We start from the raw sequence: 19,257 nt of genomic DNA on the forward strand, positions 1-19,257 counted from the left end.
GCGACTCAGGAAAAGCCCTGGCCGAGACTGAGTGCAAAGAGCAGGAAAAATTCTTGGAGATGGTTGGATCGAAATTCAACATATCGTGTAGAGATTCTCAGTGACACAAGCAACACAGTGACGTCACCTTAACCGTTTTTCCCGGATGTGCCAATGGTATTTCCGAAGGTTTCTCTATTTTCGTGACTGGCGGTGGTGTTTGCGCACACCGTTCGCAGCGACGCCAACCCCGGCACCACTGGCTGCGGCTGTAGTGAGCGGGCTTGCCCCGCGCTGGGTGGCGAAGCCGCCCCAATCAAGACACCGCCGAACTCCAGATAGAAGCAATCGCCTGGACTGGGGCGGCTTCGCCACCCAGCGCGGGGCAAGCCCGCTCACTACAGGGTTCTTGTTGCAGCGCGTGCATTCGTCAAAAAAGGCCCATGGCCTTTGAACCCCAACGTCCGCCCCGGTAAGATGCCCCACAGAATTTTTCCACCTCGCTATTCAGGACACACGCCATGAGCATCAAATCGGACAAGTGGATTCGCCGCATGGCGCAAGAGCACGGCATGATCGAACCGTTCGTCGAGCGCCAGGTTCGTGGCCAAGGCGATGCCCCTGTGATTTCCTACGGTGTCTCCAGCTACGGTTACGACGTGCGCTGCGCCGATGAATTCAAGGTGTTCACCAATATCAATTCGGCGATCGTCGATCCGAAGAACTTCGACGAAAAGAGCTTTGTCGACGTCAAGAGCGACGTGTGCATCATCCCGCCAAACTCCTTCGCCCTGGCACGTACCGTGGAGTTCTTCCGTATTCCCCGCGACGTGCTGACCATCTGCCTGGGTAAGAGCACCTACGCGCGTTGCGGCATTATCGTCAACGTGACACCGCTAGAGCCTGAGTGGGAAGGGCACGTGACCCTGGAGTTCTCCAACACCACCACGCTGCCGGCGAAAATCTATGCCAACGAAGGCGTGGCGCAGATGCTGTTCCTGCAGTCCGACGAGGCCTGTGAAGTGTCCTACAAAGACCGCGCGGGCAAATATCAGGGCCAGCGCGGCGTCACCCTCCCACGCGCTTGATCGAAAGGTCTTACGTAGTAAGGGAATTAGTCTGCATAAATCGACTCTATCTAGGTGTACTGCCTCGGCGCGTGTAAAACGCGCCGAGCCACGCTTGAGGAGTACCTTATGAAGATCAACCCGCGAATCAGCGCAGAACTCGCCAGGCTTGAACCCAATCAGATCGGCGTTCTGGCCTGGTCCCTGATGGCCGACCCTGCTTATGCAGGCGGCATCCCCGGCCAACCTGAGCCGGATTACCCGCAGCCCACCGAGCCCGGTGAGCCGACCCTGCCGGATGAGCCGCCACCCGCGCCTGTCGCCTGATAGTCAGCCCACTGGCCAGACTTCACGGTCGCCGATCACGAATATTCGGCGATCATTCTCCTGTTCGACCGCAAAGCCGCCGGTAAACGCACCAAACGCCGGCAGCAGGCTGACCCGCGGCCCGATCTGGAAGCATGGCAAGCGCAGGCTTTGCCGGCCCTTGCCGCGCAAGCGGTACACCGGATGCACATGCCCGGCCAACACGTGGTGGCTGGGATGCGCGTCCGGTTCGTGCTGCAGGGCGAAAGGGCCCATCAGCAGCGGCTCCGGGACGACCTCAATCCCCAGGTCGACCGGCGGGTCACCTGCGCGCTTATCGTGATTGCCGCGAATCAGGGTCATGTGCAGGTCCGGATTGAGCGCTCGCCAGGCTCTTAACGCGCTGAGCGTGCCGCTGGCGTGTGAGCCGGGGCCGTGCAGGAAGTCGCCGAGAAATATCACCTGCGTGCACGGATACGCCGACAGCACTCGGTCCAGCCGTTGCAGGTTCTCAGTGGTGGTCCCCTGTGGCACCGGTTGCCCGAGGCTGCGGTACGCTGAGGCCTTGCCGAAATGCGCATCGGCAATCAACAGACACTGACGTGCTGGCCAATAGACGGCCTTGTCCGCCAGCAACCACAATTCTTCTCCCTCAAGTATGACCGAGCACACCATCAGCGCTTCCCGTTATCCGCGACCTTTTCCAGGTCCTTGACCATACGCGCGATGCGCTCCGAGAGTTTTTCCGAACTCATGCTTTCGCGCATGCGCTCCACCAGCAGCGGAAAGGCCAGGGGCGTAGGCCGTTCGATGAGATGCAGGTCCAGTTCCAGCGCCGATAGCGTGCGCAATGTCTCTTCCAGCCGACGAATATCCAGTTCGTCACGCAGGACTTCTTCCCCGGCCTGGGTCAGCAGCAGGTTCTGTGGGTCGTACTGCTTGAATACCTCAAAGAACAACCCGCTGGACGCTTGCACCTGACGCGTACTTTTAGGCGCTCCCGGATAACCGGCAAACACCAGCCCGGCGATACGCGCGATTTCGCGAAAGCGGCGCAGGGCCAATTCACCGGCATTCAGGCTGGCGACGACATCCTCCAACAGGTTCTCGGGACTCAACAGGGCCTGGTTCAACAGTACTGGCCATTCCACCTCAGTGGCACTCAACAATTCCAGTCCGTAATCATTCACCGCAATCGAGAAGGTCACCGGCTGCGCCTGGCTCACGCGCCACGCCAACAGGCTCGCCAGCCCCAGGTGCACCTGGCGCCCGGCAAAAGGGTAGAGAAACAGGTGCCAGCCCTCGCGCGATTTCAGCGCCTCGGCCAACAAACGCCCGCGCGTCGGCAGCCCGGACCAGCGTAACTGCGTCTGCAGCAACGGGTACACCGCCTGCATTTCCGGCCCTTCATAGCGCCCGTGCGCCGCCGCATCAAAGCGTTCCACCACGGCTTGAGCCAGTTCATTGGAAAGCGGCATGCGCCCGCCATTCCAGCGCGGCACGGCGGCTTTTTTCGCGGTGCTGCGACGTACATAAGCTGTCATGTTTTCCACGCGCACCAATTCCAGCAAGCGGCCGGCAAACAGGAAACCGTCTCCCGGTTTGAGCCGTGCGATAAAACCTTCCTCGACACTGCCGAGGTTTTTGCCACCACCGCCTTTGCTCCAGAATTTGAGCTGGATGCTCGCATCACTGACGATGGTGCCCACGCTCATGCGATGCCGGCGCGCCAACCTCGCATCCGGAACCCGCCAGATACCGTGCTCGTCCGGTTCCACGCGACGGTAATCCGGGTAGGCGGTCAGCGACAGGCCACCATGGCGTACAAACCCCAAGGCCCAGGCCCAGTCGGCGTCGTTGAGGTCTTGATAGGCCCACGCGCCACGCACTTCCTGCAGCAATGCATCCGGCGTAAACCCACCGCCCAGCGCCATGCTGACCAAGTGCTGGACGAGTACATCCAATGGTTTGCGGGGCGATTGACGGGCTTCGATGCGTCGCTGCGCAATCGCGTCCTGGGCGGCGGCGGCTTCGACCAGTTCCAGGCTGTGGGTTGGCACCAGCGTCACCCGTGAAGGTCGCCCCGGCGCATGCCCCGAGCGACCCGCACGTTGCATCAGGCGCGCCACGCCTTTGGCCGAGCCGATCTGCAACACCCGCTCGACCGGCAGGAAATCCACCCCCAGGTCCAGGCTTGACGTGCATACGACAGCCTTGAGCTGACCTTCCTTGAGCGCTCTTTCCACCCAGTCACGGGTTTCCCGCGACAGGGAACCGTGGTGCAGCGCGATCACCCCGGCCCAATCGGCACGGGCCTCGAGCAACGCTTGATACCAGATTTCGGATTGCGCCCGCGTATTGGTAAACACCAGGCAACTGCTGCTGGCGTCCACTTCGGCCACCACTTGCGGCAGCATCTTCAAACCGATATGCCCGGCCCAGGGAAAGCGTTCGGTGACGGGTGGCAGCAGCGTGTCGACCAGCAACTGTTTGGCGGTTTGCCCCTGCACGTTGACCCCTCCACCCTGTGGGACCAACACCTCTAAAGCGTGAGCCTGATTACCCAAGGTCGCCGAGATACCCCAGACGATCAACCCGGGATGCCAACGCCGCAACCGTGCCAACGCCAGTTGCAGTTGCACGCCGCGTTTATTGCCGATCAGTTCGTGCCACTCATCCACGACCACCATGCGCAGGTGTCCCAGGCTGGCCTCGCTGTCGGCGCGCGCGAGCATCAGCGTCAGGCTTTCGGGCGTGGTGACCAGGGCGGTGGGCTGGCGGCGGGTCTGCCGTGCGCGTTCGCTGCTGCTGGTATCGCCGGTGCGCAGGCCGACGCTCCAGGGAATCTGCAAGGCTTCAAGCGGCGCCTGGAGGGCGCGAGCGGTGTCGGCGGCGAGGGCGCGCATGGGGGTGATCCACAGCACGGTCAGCGGTTCGGCGGGCGGTTTGCGTTTACCGGTAACGGGCGCTCGACTGATGGCGAAACAATTGAGCGCGGCAAACCACAGTGCGTACGTCTTGCCGGCGCCGGTGCTGGCATGCAGCAAGCCCGAGCGGCCCGATTTGACCGCCGCCCAGACATCTTTCTGAAAGGTAAACGGCTTCCAGCCCTTGGCGGCAAACCATGTTTTGGCGAAATTGGGGGAAGTTGCCATACAGCAGCTGATGCTCAGGAGGGCCTATCTCACAGACCCTCCGGGCACGCCAAAGGTTTAACCCGTCATGGCGGCCCGACGCGGCAATAGTACAAATCGCTGGCATTGGCTTGGCCCACCAGCGCGCAACTGGCGGACGTCGGCGGGGCCAGCGGCTGATCGCCCAGGCGGTGGACCCGATAAAAGTCTTGCGAAAGTGGCAGCTGTTCGGTGTGGCGTGCCCAGCCGCTGCTATAGAATTGCGCCGAGTAGGAGCGCGAGCCCGGATAGATCAAGTCGCCAGGCGCCGCCGCTTGTTGTGCCTTCCACAAGGCAACCACCGTTTTTTGGTTTTGCGGGCGATCATCGACCTTGCCGCTGATGAGCAGGGCGCAGCTCGCCACCGGCAGTGCCAGCGCCACGATCGTGATGACCGATGTGCGAACCTTCCGGCAAATCACCTCGGCCAGCAGTAGCGCCCAGGCCGGCAGCGCGGGCAGCACGTAGGTCCAGAGGATGTTGGTCGACAGGGTAAAGAACAGCGGCGTTGAAATCGCCCATGTCAGCACAAAGATGAAATATTCACGCTGGCCCTGCAGCGAGGCACGCCATTTGACCAGCAACGGTAAGAACAGGGCCCAGGGTACAAGCGCGCCCAGCAGGTGCACCCAGATCATCGCCAAGGGTTCGGCATGTGCGCTGCCGTAGAGATCACCCTGCCATTTGCTGATCACGTAGCGACTGAAATGTTCGCCGACGATGAAGTATTCCAAGAACCCCGGCGTCTTTTGTTCCGCCAGCCAATACCAGGGCAAGGCCACGGCGCTCATCAAGGCGATGCCAGGCAGCCAAGGCAAACAGAGCAACCGGCGCCAGTGGCCAGTGAGCGCCAGCCAGAGGGCGGCCGGCAACGCAATCAACACCAGTGCCAAGGGGCCTTTGGTGAGCAGGCCCAGGCCCAATCCGAAAAAGCCGAGCAGCGCCCACCCTCGATCCGCGTGCGCCAACCCACGCCACAGGCCAAGGTGTGCGAGCAAAAGGGCGAACGCCAGCGCGCCGTCGGTCAGGACCGCACCGCTTGCAAAGAAGCCCAGGGCGCACGTCGAATAGATAATGGCAGCGGTCAAGCCGACCGGCAGGCTGCGTTCGCGGGCGGCGAACTGCACGATGAGCAAGCAGCTCGCGGCATGCAACAGCCAGGAAGAAAAACGGCTGGCGAATTCGTTGATGCCCAACAGCCTCATGCTCAACGCTTGCAGCCAGAATGACAGCGGGGGTTTGCCCCAGAACGGTACGCCATGATCGAACATCGGCGTGATCCAGTCATTGGACACCAGCATCTTGCGGGCGATTTCCGCGTAGCGGGCTTCCGATGTGTCCATGATCGGATACAGGCCGAGCGTACCCAGGCGCACCAGCAGCACCGTCAACAGGATCGCCCAGAGCAAACGTATGGACGCGGGAGGGTTCATGCCGGCAGTTTTCATGGAAGGATTCATGGTTGATGACGTCTATGCAGGGCGTTGGGCCTTGGATTGACCACCGTCAGTACCCGGCCGACGTATTCGCCGACCACGGCGGTACCCAGGCACAGCAGCAGAATTGATTGCGCCAGAAGATGCGCTTGGGTCAGTTCGCCCAACGTTGCGTCCACGGCGATCCACAGTGAGCCAAGCAGAAAACTGCTGACACTCAGGTAGCTGTACATCCGCAACGGGCGGGTGGAAAAGGCGAGAATCGAGTCCACGCACAGGTCCAGCAACGACAGTGGGCTCCACTTGGTCCTGCCCGCCTGGCGCGGCTTGCGGTCGTAGTTCACTTGGGTGCTCGGGTAACCAAGCCAACTGACCAGCAGCTTCAACACCCCCGCGTTGTCATCCATGGCTCGAATGGCGGCCAGGGCGTTCGGCCCGATGAGCCTGAAATCACTGACTTGCTGTGGCACTTCGAAGTCGTCGATCAACTGGTCCATCGTGGCGTAATAGAGCTGCGCGGCCATACGCTTGGCCCAGGAGTCGCAGCGCCGCGAGCGACGTTGCATGTTCACGATCTCATAGCCCTTTCGCCATTCCTGCACCATCAGCGGGATTAATTCCGGCGGGTCCTGCAGGTCGCAGTCCATGATGATCACCGCGCCGCCCTGCACGGCGTTGATACCTGCGCGCATGGCCGCTTCCTTGCCGAAGTTGCGACTCAAATGCAGGCAGGTGACGCGAGGGTGCTGGGAAAACTGATCGATGATTCCGGCTGTCTGGTCTTGGCTGCCGTCATTGATATAAAGCACTTCGGTGTTGGTATTTAACCGTTCAATGATTGCCATCAGGCGCGAATGAAATTCCGTTATAACGCACTGCTCGTTAAAGCAAGGGACCAGTATCGTAAGTTTCATGGCTGGCAACGGTTCAGCGTAAAGGCGCGCGCTTGATGTCATGTTTGAATACCCACAAGTGATTAATCGTAACGCCCTGAAGGGTCACGGCTGCCGTTGCCACTATTTGCGCAATTAATGCGGGTGCGCCCCAGTGGGTCAGTAAGTTGACAATCAGTGTGTTGGATAAAACCTGGCTGGTGGCGGTTATCAGGAATCGCCAGGAATTGCAGTTGCGCTGTGCAAAGACCCAATGCCTGGACAGGCAGAAGGCGACCATCGCCCCCGTAACGGCTGCGCAGAGCGTGGAGGAAGTTGGGCCGTAGTAAGGCAGCAAACAGACAAACACCACGAAATGAACCAACGTGGCAATGACGCCCGCGCCCAAGTAACGAATGAATAATCGAAGTTTTTTTTGCATGGTCAAAGTGTATAAAATCAAATGTGAACCAGTTGTCACGTCATGAAATGAAATTTGTGTTCGTGCTTTGAAGGAATTTTCTTAATTGTTTGTATGACTGTGGAGTTTGTACTAGTGGAAATATTACTAGTGGAAGATGACCATGAATTGGCGGGGTCGCTGGGGGATTATCTCGGCGAGTTTGGCTATGAAGTAGACTTCGCGCGCGATGGCCGAAGTTGCTTGGAGCGTGTGCAGCAGCAGGCATACGACCTCATTGTTTTGGATGTCGCGATGCCTCGGATGAGCGGTTTTGACACCTGTCGGCAATTGCGGCGCGAGCAGAACCACACCCCCGTTATATTCCTGACCGCGCGTGACGCACTGCCCGATAAACAAGAGGGTTACGAGGCGGGCGGCGACGATTATCTGGTCAAGCCCTTCGAGCCCCAGGAGTTGCTATGGCGCATCCGCGCGTTGATCCGGCGAGGCTCGCCGCGCCAGCCGCGCTGCGCAAAACAACTGGGCGACCTGGTGATCGATCCGGTCTCGCAGGCGTTGATCCACAACGGTGTGGTCACGGTGTTGCCCGCGTTGCCGTTCAGCTTGCTCAACCTGTTGGCCGATGAGGCACCGGAACCCGTCAGCCGGCGCAGACTGGAGACGGCGTTGTGGCCCGATGGCGATCCGCCGGACAGTGACGCATTGCGCACCTATATCTACCGGCTCCGGCAAGCCCTGGGCAAACCCTACGGTAACGATCTGATTCGCACCGTCCACGGAAAGGGCTATCGCCTTGCGATTCCCTACTGATTCCTTCTTTGCGCGAATCCTTTGCGCGCTGCTGCCGTTCATGGCAACCATCACCGTGTTTTACAGCGCCCTGATCTGGGCCACCGTCAATCTGACGGAGGACTACATCATTGCCAGTTATCTGAAGCTTGAGGCCCAGGCGTTCGAGGAACGGCACGCCCTGCAAGGGGCGACTACCGCCATGCCCAACAGCATCTACCTTCAAGGCTACTGGTCGGGGGATGTTGACGTGCCTGGCTTTGCGCGGCCATTGCCCGCAGGCCATCATGAAGTGGATGGCGAGGATGTGCATGTGTTCGTGAGTCAGGTGCCGGGGGCGTCGCAGCGCTTGATTCTGGTGCTGAACGAGTCCGAGCTCAGTCAGACCGAAGGCTACCGCGCGCAGATTTTCGGCTTGTTGTGCGCACTGGCCGGGTTGATCCTGATCCTGGGGACAGTTCTGGCCATCGCGATTGCCCGCGCCATCGCCCAGCCTGTCAGCCAGTTGGCGGCGGACATGGCGGCTGCACCGCGAGCGTCATTCCGATTCAGTGGGTTCGACCGCCAGGATGAAATCGGTACGTTGAGCCGCACGCTGTCGTCCCTGGTGACCCAGCAGAACGCCGCGCTGCAGCGCGAGCGGGCGTTTACCCGGCACGTCAGCCATGAGTTGCGTACCCCCTTGAGCATCTTGAACAACAGCCTGGCGATCCTGCGCTTGCCGGGGTGTGATGCGCAAAAGCATGCTCGCAGCCTGCTGCGCATGGAGGGCGCGCTGGCCGGGATGAAGATGACCATCGAGCTGTTTTTATCCCTGGCCCGTGAACCGCGTAAAGTGCCCCATGAGGCGATTGACCTGGCCGCTGTCGTCACCGAGCAGATCGAAAAATACCAGCAGCTCTACCCCCTTGCGGCAGGCGCGCTGGTGTATGCCGGTGCACCGGCAATCACCTTGCAGGTCCATGAAGCCATCGCCCGCAGCGTGGTGCAGAACCTGCTCGGCAACGCCGTCCAGCACGGTGCCGGAAAGATCCGGGTGATCCTCACCGGGCAGCGTCTGGTGATCATCAATAACCGTGTGGCACAGCTGACGTCACCAGGCTTCGGCTTTGGCCTGGAAATCGTCGCCCGCGCCTGCACGCACGCCGGCTGGCGCCTTGAAACCCGGCGCACCCTTCATACGTTCCGGGCGCACGTCACGTTCACTTGAGGTTGCCGCTGAGGAACTGCTGCAAGCGCTCGCTCCTGGGATTGCCCAGCACCTCTTGCGGCGCGCCTTGTTCTTCCACCAGGCCCTGGTGCAGGAACAGCACTTGGCTCGACACCTTGCGTGCAAAGCTCATCTCGTGGGTCACCATGATCATGGTGCGGCCTTCCTCGGCCAAGCCCTGGATCACTTTCAACACTTCGCCCACCAGCTCCGGGTCGAGGGCCGAGGTGGGTTCGTCGAACAGCATCACCTCCGGTTCCATGGCCAGCGCGCGGGCGATGGCGACGCGTTGCTGCTGGCCTCCGGAGAGGAACGCCGGGTACTGATCGGCCACGCGCGCCGGCAGGCCGACCTTGTCGAGGTAGAGACGGGCACGGTCCTCGGCGTCCTTCTTGCTGCACCCCAGCACTCGACGCGGGGCCATGGTGATATTTTCCAGCACGCTCATGTGGCTCCACAGGTTGAAGTGCTGGAATACCATGGCCAGCCGCGTGCGCAGGCGCTGCAGTTCGGCTTCATCGGCCACGCGCATGCCATGGCGGTCGCTGACCATGCGGATCACCTGACCATCGAGGCTCATGGCGCCATCATTGGGAGTTTCCAGGAAGTTGATGCAGCGCAAAAAGGTGCTCTTGCCCGAGCCGCTGGCGCCGATCAGGCTGATCACGTCACCGGTCTTGGCCTTGAGCGAAACACCTTTGAGCACCTCATTGTCGCCATAGCTTTTATGCAGGCCTTCAACGGTCAATTTGTACATGGGGCGTGCATCCTCAAGGCGAAAGTAGATAGCCGCTGCGGTAGGCCTCGGTGCCTGCGACATGGGCGATGACCATCCCGGCAGTGGCCATGCGGCGCAGCGAACGGGCGTAAAGCAGGCCGGCCTTGCGGCAGTGCACGGGCGTTACGCGGTCGGAAATGGGGTCGATGATTTCGGCGATTAATTGCCCGGCCTCCAGGTACTCGCCGGGCAGGGCGCTGAACACCAGCAGGCCGCCCACCGGGGTCGCCACCGGTTCAACACCGGCCAGCGGCGTGGCCGGGCTGGGCAGGTCGGGCAGCGGTGCGGCATCGCCGGCAATGGCGCCGAAGCGAATCAGGTAATTGATGATCGCCTGGCAGTCGAGGCTGGCCAGGCCGTGGTTGACGTCACCTTGCCCGCGCAGTTCGACGGTCACCGAAAAGCTGCCCATGGGGATCGGGAAGCGCTCGCCGAAGCGTTGCTGCAATTGCCACCACACCAGGGTGAAACACTCATCGAAGGATTGGCCGCCGGAATCGGTGGCCAGCAAGTTCGCCTGCGAACCGATATACCGCGCCAGCGGCTCCACCTGCGGCCACGCCTCGGGTGTGGTGTACAGGTGCGCCACGGCTTCGAAGTCGCAATGCAGGTCCAGCACCATGTCGGCATTGCAGGCCAGGCGTTGCAGCACCAGGCGCTGGGAGTGCAGTTGGGTGTCGGCGGTTTGCGCGGCGAGGGCGGCGGCCAGCGCGGTGCGGATCAGTGCGACGTTGCGCCGGGGATCTGCCCCGAGCAGATCTTCGACATGGTTGCCTACTTCTTCACTGAGGTCGATAAACAGCCGATTGAAGTTCTGCCCGCTTTCCAGCTCGTAGCGGCCCAGCGGGATATCCATCAATACCTGTTCCAGGCCCACCGGGTTGGCGATGGGCACCAGCACAATCTCGCTGCGCAAGCGCCCGGCGGCCGCCAGCTCCGCCAGGCGCGCCTTCAAGTGCCAGGCCACCAGCATGCCCGGCAGTTCATCGGCATGCAGCGAGGACTGGATGTAAATCTTGCCTTCGGCCTGCTCCGGGCCGAAGTGAAAACTGTGAATCTGCCGCGCCGTGCCGGGCACCGGGGCGATCAGTTCATGGACGTGATGCCGCATGAATGCTCCTGAAAATGAAAGGCGCCTTAATGGCTCGGCCCGAGAAACGCCAGCCAGCGGCGCTCCGCCAGACGAAACAGACCCACCAAAGCAAAGGTCACGCTCAGGTAGATCAGCGCGGCGATACCGAATGATTGAAAGGTCATGAAAGTGGCCGAGTTGGCATCCCGCGCCACCTTGAGGATGTCCGGAATCGTCGCGGTGAAGGCCACGGTGGTCGAGTGCAGCATCAGGATCACTTCATTGCTGTAGTAAGGCAACGAGCGGCGCAGCGCCGATGGCATGATCACGTAGGCGTACAACTTCCAGCCGCTCAAGCCGTAGGCCTTGGCCGCTTCGACCTCACCGTGGGCCATGCTGCGAATCGCCCCGGCGAAAATCTCCGTGGTGTAGGCGCAGGTGTTAAGGGCGAAGGCCAGGATGGTGCAATTCATTGCGTCGCGAAAGAACGCATTCAGCAACGGTTGTTCGCGCACGGCGGCGATGCTGTAGATGCCGGTGTAGCAGATCAGCAGCTGGATATAGAGCGGTGTGCCACGGAACAGATAGGTATAGAACTGCACCGGCCAACGCACCAGGCGCTTGCGCGACACACGGGCGATGGACAACGGGATCGACACCAGAAAGCCGATGATCAGGGCGGCGGTGAGCAGCCACATCGTCATGGCGAGGCCGGTGATGTGCTGGCCGTCGCTATAAAGGAAGGGGCGCCAGTATTCCTGCAAGAGTTCGATCATCGCACGGCCTCCCGGGCGCCAGCGGAGTAGCGACGTTCAAGGCGACGCAGGACGAAGTTGGACGCGCTGGTGATCAACAGATAGATCAGTGCGGCGAGTACCAGGAAATAGAACAACTGGTAGGTGCTCTTGCCCGCATCCTGCGCGGCTTTGACCAGATCGGCCAGGCCGATGATCGACACCAGGGCCGTGGCCTTGAGCATCACCATCCAGTTATTGCCGATGCCCGGCAGGGCAAAGCGCATCATTTGCGGAAAGGTCACGTAGCGAAACCGCTGGCCGCGCTTGAGGCCATAGGCCGTGGCGGCTTCCAGTTGGCCGCGCGGTACTGCGAGGATCGCGCCGCGAAAGGTTTCGGTGAAGTAGGCACCGTAGATAAAGCCCAGGGTGATGACCCCGGCACTGAAGGGGTCGATCTCGATGTATTCCCACTCCATGAAATCGGTAAAACCGGTGAGCCAGGTTTGCAGGCTGTAGAAGATCAGCAGCATCAGCACCAGGTCGGGTACACCGCGAATTAACGTGGTGTAGAGCTGGGCGGGGATACGCAGGAAGGGCAGGCTGGACAATTTGGCGCTGGCGCCGAGCAGGCCGAGCAATACGCTGACGGCCAGGGACAGCACCGACAACTTTATGGTCATCCAGGTGCCTTGCAGCAACAGCGGGCCGAAACCCTTCAAGCTGAACGCGCTCAGCCCGAGGGTTTGCAACAGATCTTCGAACATAAATCAGGACCTATGGCGATAAAAAAGCGCCCCTGCGTGGGAGGGGCGCCCCGGGCATTATTTGCCGCTGTACAGGTTCAGATCGCCAAAGTGTTTCTTCTGGATGGTGGCGTAGGTGCCATCATCGTGTAACGCTTTGATACCTTTATCCAAAAGCGCCTTCAACTCAGTGTTACCTTGTTTGATACCGATGGCGGTTTTCGACGGCAGCAATGGGTCGTCGATGGCGGCGCCCACTTCGTAGCCGGCACCGGCTGGCGACTTCAAAAAGCCCAGTTCGGCTTGCAGCATGTCTTGCACGGAAGCATCGAGACGGCCGGAAGTCAGGTCGGCATACACCTGATCCTGGTTGGCGTAGGCCTTGGTGGTCACACCGGCTTTATCCAGTACGGCCTTGGCATAGGCTTCCTGGATGGTGCCTTGCTCGTAGCCCACGGATTTGCCCTTGAGCGACTCCGGCGTCGAGTAGCCGGCGCCTTTCTTGAACACCAGGGAAGTAGGGCCGGAGAACAGCTCGTTGGAGAAGTCGATGGCCTTCTCACGCACCGGGGTCACGGTCATGGACGAAATCACGCCGTCGAATTTGTTGGCCTTGAGACCTGGAATCATGCCGTCGAAATCGCTTTCGACCCACTTGCATTTCACTTTCAGCTCGGCACAGATCGCATTGCCCAAATCTATATCGAAGCCCACCAGGCTGCCGTCGGCCGCCTTGGATTCAAACGGCGCGTAGGACAGATCGACACCAAAACGCAGTTCCTTGTATTCCTTGGCCAGCGCGGTACCGGCGGCCATGCACAGAGCCAGTGCAGAAAGGGTCAGCAATGCTTTTTTCATTATGTAATCCCTGGAAACCAAGATGAGCGCTTGTGGCGCGTTTAGGACCGTTACCGAACGGTGTCAGACGCATCACCGGAAGCAATTTCTGCACCATAGTTCCGAATGGGTGGTTTAAAAGGTGGGATAAGGGCGTTGTGAGCGTAGGCTATGCCCGAAAATGGGCGGTGAAAAATCAGCGCACCATTTCAGGTCGCATGAAGATTTAAAACTGTGGGAGCTGGCTTGCCAGGTCCCACAGGGGGAATCGTGTTCAGGCCAGCAGATCTTGCAGGGTAGCCAGGTTGTCGGCTTCTTCCACCGACTTATCCTGGCGCCAGCGCAGCATCCGTGGAAACCGCACCGCAATCCCGCTCTTGTGCCGCTTGGACAGGGCAATCCCCTCAAAGCCCAGCTCAAACACCATGCTCGGCGTCACGCTGCTTACCGGCCCGAATTTTTCCACCGTGGTCTTGCGCACAATGGCGTCGACCTTGCGCATCTCTTCATCGGTCAGCCCTGAATACGCCTTCGCGAACGGTACCAAGGTGCGTTCGCTGCCGGGCGGGCCGTCCCACACCGCGAAGGTGTAATCGCTGTAGAGACTGGCGCGTCGACCGTGGCCGCGTTGGGCGTAGATCAGCACTGCGTCGACGCTGAACGGGTCGACTTTCCACTTCCACCACAGGCCCATGTCCTTGGTGCGACCCACGCCGTAGAGACCCTGGCGGTCCTTGATCATCATGCCTTCCACGCCGAGGCTGCGTGAGGCTTCGCGTTGTTCGGCGAGGTCCTGCCAGCTGCTGCCCGTCAGCAAGGGTGATACGCGCAACACGGGCTGGTTGCACTGGGCGATCACCTGTTCAAGTTGCGTGCGGCGCACAGCCTGGGTGTGGTTGCGCCAATCATCATTGGCATATTCCAGTAAGTCGTATGCCAGGACTGCGACGGGAGCATCCTCAAGCACCTTTTTGCTCAGGGTCTTGCGGCCGATCCGCTGCTGCAGAAGCGCGAAAGGTTGCACCGCGTCTTTCCACACGACGATCTCACCGTCGATCACCGTGCCATCGGGCAACCCGCTCACCAGGCTGTGAAGTTCGGGGAAGCGTTCCGTCACCAGTTCTTCGCCGCGTGACCAGACCCACAGGCGGCCCTCACGTTTCACCAGTTGCGCGCGGATGCCATCGTACTTCCACTCCACCTGCCAATTCGCGGGAGGGCCGAGCAAGGTGTCGAATTGCTCCACCGGTTGCGCCAACCCATGCGCAAGAAAAAACGGATAAGGCTGCCCGCCACGTTGCGCATGTTCATCGGACGATTCGGCGGCGATCAGCTTCAGGTAGCCCTCGGGTGTAGGACGGTTGGACAAGTCGGTGTAGCCCACCAGCCGCTGCGCCACGCGCTTGCTGTCCAGGTCGGCCATTGCGGCGAGGGCACGGGTGACCAACAGCTTGGACACACCGACGCGGAAACTGCCGGTGATCAACTTGATGCACACCATCAGGCTGGGCTGGTCCAGTTGCGCCCATAACGCGGGTAGGCGTTCAGCCAGTTCCAAGGGCGGCAGGCCACGCAGCGGCAGGAGTTTTTCCTCCAGCCACACCGCCAGGCCGTCCTGCGAGGTGTAGGTCGACTCCGGTAACAACAGGGAAATGGTCTCCGCCAAGTCACCCACGGACTGGTAGCTTTCTTCGAACAGCCACGGCTCGATGCCGGACGCTTCGGTGGCCATGTCCCGCAGCAGACGCGTGGGCACCAATTGCCGAGGCCGACCGCCGGACAAGAAATACACGGCCCACGCGGCATCGTCCGGTGCCGCTTGCCGGAAGTAGGTCTGCAACGCGGCAAGCTTGGCGTTGCTGGAGGTGGTGGCGTCGAGGTTGGCGTACAGTTCGGCAAAGGCCTTCATGTGCTGGGTTCCTCTTCGTCATCGCCGTATTCGGTGACGAAGCCTTGGGCATCCAGGCCTTTCTCGCGCAGATGACGCACCAGAACGCCGACAGAACCGTGGGTAACCATCACCCGCTCCGCGCCGGTTTGCTCGATGGCCCACAACAGGCCGGGCCAGTCGGCGTGGTCCGACAGCACAAAGCCCCGGTCCACACCGCGCCGCCGCCGAGTGCCGCGCAAGCGCATCCAGCCGCTGGCGAATGCGTCGCTGTAGTCGCCGAAGCGCTTGATCCAACTGCTGCCGCCCGCGGACGGCGGGGCGATGATCAAGGCTTGGCGCAACAGCGGATCAGTCTTGTTGAAGTCACCGGCGTAGAGGGTTTCTGGGATGTAGACACCGGCCTCGCGGTACACCCGGTTCAGCGGTTCGACCGCGCCGTGACTGAGGATCGGGCCGATGCTGGCGTCGATGCCATGCAGGATGCGCTGGGCCTTGCCGAAGGAGTAACAGAACAACACGCTGGCTTTGCCTGCCGCGATATTCGCCTGCCACCACTCGTTGATCCCGGCGAAGATCTGCGCCTGGGGCTGCCAGCGATAGATCGGTAGGCCGAAGGTGGACTCGGTGATGAACGTGTGGCAGCGCACCGGTTCGAACGGCGCGCAGGTGCCGTCGGGCTCGACCTTGTAGTCGCCGGACGCGACCCAGACTTTGCCTTTGTATTCCAGGCGCACCTGGGCCGAACCGAGCACGTGCCCGGCCGGGTGAAAACTTAAGGTCACGCCGTGGTGAACCAATTGCTCGCCGTAGGCCAGGGTTTGCAGGTTGATGTCCTGGCCCAGGCGCGAGCGCAGGATGCCTTCGCCGGGCGCGGCGGCGAGGTAATGCTCGTTGCCGGTGCGGGCGTGGTCGCCGTGGGCGTGAGTGATGACCGAACGTTCAACCGGGCGCCAGGGATCGATGTAGAAATCACCGGCGGGGCAGTAAAGGCCTTCGGGCCGGGCGATGACAAGGTCCATGGGGTGACCGGGGCGGTGGGCTTGTTACTTATGAGGCGGGGCTGGGCGCAGAAGTTCTATCGGAATGCATGCAGGACACAGGCGGGAGCTGGCTTGCCTGCGATGAACAACCTGTAGTGAGCGGGCTTGCCCCGCGCTGGGCGGCGAAGCCGCCCCGATAAAGCCACCGCCGAGTTCCAGATAGAGCCAGGTCGCCTGGGTTGGGGCGGCTTCGCCACCCAGCGCGGGCGGTGCGACGATTCGACAAGCCCGCTCACTACACGGGATTTGTCAGCCGCAGCTCCCACATTAAATCCGCTTATTTGCCGGGCGTCAGGGTAAGCCTTGCCTTGCCATACACCTTTTCAAAGTTCTGCGGCTGCATCGGGAAGCTCAGGTATTGCGCCTTGAGCGACGGGTCGATGCCATTGGCATAATTCGGGCTGGCAGGGTTGCCGGACTGGCCGATGCCACCCTGGCCCACCATCGGTTCCACCTGGCCGAAGTCGACAATCATGCGCAGCGCCGGTACCTGGCTGGTGTTGAAGTCCTGGCCCCAGCGGTACGGCGCCGGGTTCAAGGTGTTGTGATCACCGCCCGACGCCAGCGGGCCGCGAATCACCTGGCCATCGGCGCTTTTCCAGGTGGTCATGTGCAATTTGCCCCACTGCCAGGCTTTGTGATCGGCACCCAGTTGGCTGTCCCCGGCGCTGATCGCGGCGGCCAGGCTGCGGGCGAGGATCGCCGGCTTGTCTTCTTTCTGCGGGGTTCGCACGTCGTCCCAGAACGGGCTGTCTTCACGTCCCAACAGGTGGTCGGCCTGGGCGGCGTAGGACAGGCTGGCGTTGCTGACAAACGCTTTCCAGCTCGCGCTGTTTTCCGGACCCAGTTCGTCGAGGAAGATCTGCCGGGTGCTTTCCTGCAGGAACAGTTCGTAGAGCGCGGCATCGGCGGAGGTTGCCAGCAGCCGGCCGTCGAAGGCCATCAGGCGATTCAGCGCTTCGCGCGCCTTGGCCTGCTCGGCAGCCGGCAGCGCGTCGATCGCCTGTTTCAGCGGCTGGGCCATGCCCGGCGCCTGGAACATGGTCTTGAGCTTGGCGGCGAAGGGGGTGGTCTGATCGTATTGCATGGCGATCATGCTGCGGCTGTCATGCTTGCCGGCATTGGCCAGTTGCGCCAGGCGCTCGCTGCGCTCCGGCGCATCCCAGGAATTGGACAACTGCATGCCGTAGCCGCGCGGCGCGGTACGCTGGTTGGCGGTGCCGATCCAGCCTTGGGCCGGGTCCTGGTCATAGGGGTGCAGCATTGCGTCGGCGTAACCGTCCCAGTCAAAGCGCGTGTCCCAACCCGGCGATGGCAGCAAGCCTTCGCCTTCGCGGCGGTTGGGGAAACGGCCGGTGACTTGCCAGCCGATGCTGCTGGCGTCGGCGAACACCATATTCAGCGCTATGGCGCGAATCTCACGGGTCGCGTCCGAGGCCTTGCCGGCGTTTTGCGCACGGGACAGGTCGAAGAACGCATCCAGGCTCTTGTCGTCTTTGAAGTCGGCGGTCTGCAGGGCCAGGCCTAGGCCGGTGGTCAGTGCCTGGCTGCTGTTGAGCAGGGCGCCATGCCGGGTTTCGTACACCACTTCACGAATCGAGCGCTGGCCCTTGATGAAGAAGGTCTCGTTACGTACGCCCGCAGGGAGCCATTTGCCGTTGTTCTCGTAGTACAACGCGCTGCCCTGGCGCCTGACTTTTTCCAGAAACAGGTCTTGGGTATCGCCTTTGACCGTGCTCATGCTCCACGCGACTTTGCCGTTGAAGCCGGACAGCAGGGTCGGCAGACCGGCAATCGAGGCGCCGACGGCCTGATATTTCGGTGCGCGGATTTGTACATAGCTCCAGGGCGACGGTGCCAGCGGCTGGGCGGCGAGATCGCCTGCCAGCAGGCTTTTACCGCTGCGGCTGCGTTGCGGGCCAATGGCCCAGTTGCTCGAGGTGCTCACTGCCAGCGAGTTGAGGCTGGCCAACTGCTGGCTGACCGCATCCAGCCCGGCCAGGCCCGTGACCTGGCCCAGGTTCACGCCCTTGAGTTTCTCGGCCTCGGCCAGGGGGATCGATTCATCCGGCGCGCTGGGCGTGAGCCAGGCGAGTTTGTCGACGCCGACTTTCTGTGCCAGCACCAGGGAGGAAATTTCTTCCTGCAGGTTGGCCGATTCGCTGAAATTCAGCAGGCAGAACAGCAGCGCCGAATCTTCCGGCTTCCAGTACTCGGGCGTGTAGCCGGTCTGGGCCAGGTCCGGCGGCAGCTTGTCGCGGTAGCGGAACAGGTAGGCGTTGACGCCACGGGCATACACTTCAAAGAAGCGCTTGAGGCGTGGCGAGGAGGCGTTATAGAGCTCGCCGGCGCTTTTTTTCAGGTTGACCGCGCGCATGAACCGGTCGACGTCCAGCACTTCAGGGCCGGACATCTCCGCCAGGCGGCCCTGGGCCAAAAGGCGCAGGGTGACCATCTGGGTGATGCGATCACTGGCGTGCACATAACCGAGGCTGAACAACGCGTCATGGAAGGTGTTGCTTTCGATCAACGGCATGCCTTGGGCATTGCGTTGCACGGAAACATTCTGTGCCAGGCCCTTGATCGGCTGCACGCCGGCAATCGGCGGCAGGGTGTCCTGGGTGCTCTGGAGCTGGCAACCGGCCAGGCCTAACGCACTGGCCACTGCCGCGGCTACGCCGAACCGGGGAAGAAAATGTGAGAGGGCTGGCGAGGCCATGGCAAAGCTCCTGCGGGGGGTAGCGTCAGTAAAGGCGCTACGTTAGTGAGCGCGGCGAAACGACGCAAGCGGGAGTTTTGGCAATTACATGAGAACTTGAAACAGACACTGATCAATGTGGGAGCTGGCTTGCCTGCGATGGCGGCGGTTCAGTGACTGATGGGCTACTGGCAGAGCGCTATCG

At 61.5% G+C, this 19,257-nt stretch carries 17 protein-coding genes; 4 read left to right on the forward strand and 13 right to left on the reverse strand.

All coding sequences use genetic code 11. From position 1 onward, the window contains the following. The first annotated feature begins 500 nt into the window (after nucleotides 1-500). Both dcd and KVG91_RS16690 read left to right on the forward strand, forming a co-directional pair. Complete coding sequence (gene dcd, locus KVG91_RS16685) at nucleotides 501-1,067, forward strand: dCTP deaminase (protein ID WP_169375612.1); 567 nt, start codon at nucleotides 501-503, stop codon at nucleotides 1,065-1,067. Nucleotides 1,068-1,175: 108 nt separating this feature from the next. Continuing rightward, nucleotides 1,176-1,373 carry a hypothetical protein gene (locus tag KVG91_RS16690; RefSeq protein ID WP_065886112.1) on the forward strand — a complete coding sequence of 66 codons (198 nt, stop codon included), beginning with the start codon at nucleotides 1,176-1,178 and terminating at the stop codon, nucleotides 1,371-1,373. A 3-nt stretch (nucleotides 1,374-1,376) separates the two neighbouring features. On the opposite strand, the gene pdeM is transcribed toward KVG91_RS16690, so the two are convergent. The 5 genes from pdeM to KVG91_RS16715 form a co-directional block, all read right to left on the reverse strand. Beyond that, nucleotides 1,377-2,027, reverse strand: coding sequence for a ligase-associated DNA damage response endonuclease PdeM (pdeM, locus tag KVG91_RS16695; RefSeq protein ID WP_169375613.1), 651 nt, complete (start codon nucleotides 2,025-2,027; stop codon nucleotides 1,377-1,379). After that, the gene (locus tag KVG91_RS16700; RefSeq protein ID WP_169375614.1) at nucleotides 2,027-4,507 is read right to left on the reverse strand and encodes a ligase-associated DNA damage response DEXH box helicase; all 2,481 of its coding nucleotides are present in this window, start codon (nucleotides 4,505-4,507) and stop codon (nucleotides 2,027-2,029) included. Before KVG91_RS16700 ends, pdeM begins: the two co-directional genes overlap by 1 nt. 65 nt (nucleotides 4,508-4,572) lie before the next feature. Further along, nucleotides 4,573-5,973: an ArnT family glycosyltransferase gene (locus tag KVG91_RS16705; RefSeq protein WP_225927018.1), complete on the reverse strand. Its 1,401-nt coding sequence runs from the start codon at nucleotides 5,971-5,973 to the stop codon at nucleotides 4,573-4,575. 8 nt (nucleotides 5,974-5,981) lie between these two features. Continuing rightward, nucleotides 5,982-6,917: a glycosyltransferase family 2 protein gene (locus KVG91_RS16710; RefSeq protein ID WP_318840892.1), complete on the reverse strand. Its 936-nt coding sequence runs from the start codon at nucleotides 6,915-6,917 to the stop codon at nucleotides 5,982-5,984. Beyond that, a complete protein-coding gene (locus KVG91_RS16715; RefSeq protein ID WP_169375616.1) occupies nucleotides 6,889-7,275 on the reverse strand; it encodes a GtrA family protein in 387 nt (128 codons plus the stop codon). Before KVG91_RS16715 ends, KVG91_RS16710 begins: the two co-directional genes overlap by 29 nt. A 114-nt stretch (nucleotides 7,276-7,389) precedes the next feature. On the opposite strand from KVG91_RS16715, the gene KVG91_RS16720 reads away from it, so the two are divergent. Then, on the forward strand, nucleotides 7,390-8,067 hold the full coding sequence (locus tag KVG91_RS16720; RefSeq protein ID WP_217894917.1) for a response regulator transcription factor: 678 nt from the start codon (nucleotides 7,390-7,392) through the stop codon (nucleotides 8,065-8,067). Between the two features lie 40 nt (nucleotides 8,068-8,107). Further along, nucleotides 8,108-9,256, forward strand: coding sequence for a sensor histidine kinase (locus KVG91_RS16725; protein WP_169375618.1), 1,149 nt, complete (start codon nucleotides 8,108-8,110; stop codon nucleotides 9,254-9,256). Here KVG91_RS16725 and KVG91_RS16730 read toward each other — a convergent pair. The 8 genes from KVG91_RS16730 to KVG91_RS16765 all read right to left on the reverse strand — a co-directional run bounded on the left by KVG91_RS16730 (nucleotide 9,249) and on the right by KVG91_RS16765 (nucleotide 19,073). After that, nucleotides 9,249-10,013, reverse strand: a complete 765-nt coding sequence (locus KVG91_RS16730) for an ABC transporter ATP-binding protein (protein ID WP_169375619.1) — start codon at nucleotides 10,011-10,013, stop codon at nucleotides 9,249-9,251. The genes KVG91_RS16725 and KVG91_RS16730 overlap by 8 nt on opposite strands. A 13-nt stretch (nucleotides 10,014-10,026) precedes the next feature. Beyond that, nucleotides 10,027-11,145, reverse strand: coding sequence for a succinylglutamate desuccinylase/aspartoacylase family protein (locus KVG91_RS16735; protein WP_169375620.1), 1,119 nt, complete (start codon nucleotides 11,143-11,145; stop codon nucleotides 10,027-10,029). Nucleotides 11,146-11,171: 26 nt separating this feature from the next. Next, nucleotides 11,172-11,882, reverse strand: coding sequence for an ABC transporter permease (locus KVG91_RS16740; protein WP_169375621.1), 711 nt, complete (start codon nucleotides 11,880-11,882; stop codon nucleotides 11,172-11,174). After that, the gene (locus KVG91_RS16745; protein ID WP_169375622.1) at nucleotides 11,879-12,607 is read right to left on the reverse strand and encodes an ABC transporter permease; all 729 of its coding nucleotides are present in this window, start codon (nucleotides 12,605-12,607) and stop codon (nucleotides 11,879-11,881) included. Before KVG91_RS16745 ends, KVG91_RS16740 begins: the two co-directional genes overlap by 4 nt. A gap of 57 nt (nucleotides 12,608-12,664) precedes the next feature. Next, nucleotides 12,665-13,444: a transporter substrate-binding domain-containing protein gene (locus KVG91_RS16750; RefSeq protein ID WP_169375623.1), complete on the reverse strand. Its 780-nt coding sequence runs from the start codon at nucleotides 13,442-13,444 to the stop codon at nucleotides 12,665-12,667. A gap of 253 nt (nucleotides 13,445-13,697) precedes the next feature. Continuing rightward, nucleotides 13,698-15,332: an ATP-dependent DNA ligase gene (locus tag KVG91_RS16755; RefSeq protein ID WP_169375624.1), complete on the reverse strand. Its 1,635-nt coding sequence runs from the start codon at nucleotides 15,330-15,332 to the stop codon at nucleotides 13,698-13,700. After that, on the reverse strand, nucleotides 15,329-16,333 hold the full coding sequence (locus KVG91_RS16760) for a ligase-associated DNA damage response exonuclease (protein ID WP_169375625.1): 1,005 nt from the start codon (nucleotides 16,331-16,333) through the stop codon (nucleotides 15,329-15,331). The genes KVG91_RS16755 and KVG91_RS16760 overlap by 4 nt, the downstream gene beginning before the upstream one ends. Before the next feature lie 298 nt (nucleotides 16,334-16,631). Next, nucleotides 16,632-19,073, reverse strand: coding sequence for a penicillin acylase family protein (locus KVG91_RS16765; RefSeq protein WP_169375626.1), 2,442 nt, complete (start codon nucleotides 19,071-19,073; stop codon nucleotides 16,632-16,634). Between the last annotated feature and the right edge of the window lie 184 nt (nucleotides 19,074-19,257).

Source organism: Pseudomonas azadiae, from assembly GCF_019145355.1.
Classification (GTDB): domain Bacteria; phylum Pseudomonadota; class Gammaproteobacteria; order Pseudomonadales; family Pseudomonadaceae; genus Aquipseudomonas; species Aquipseudomonas azadiae.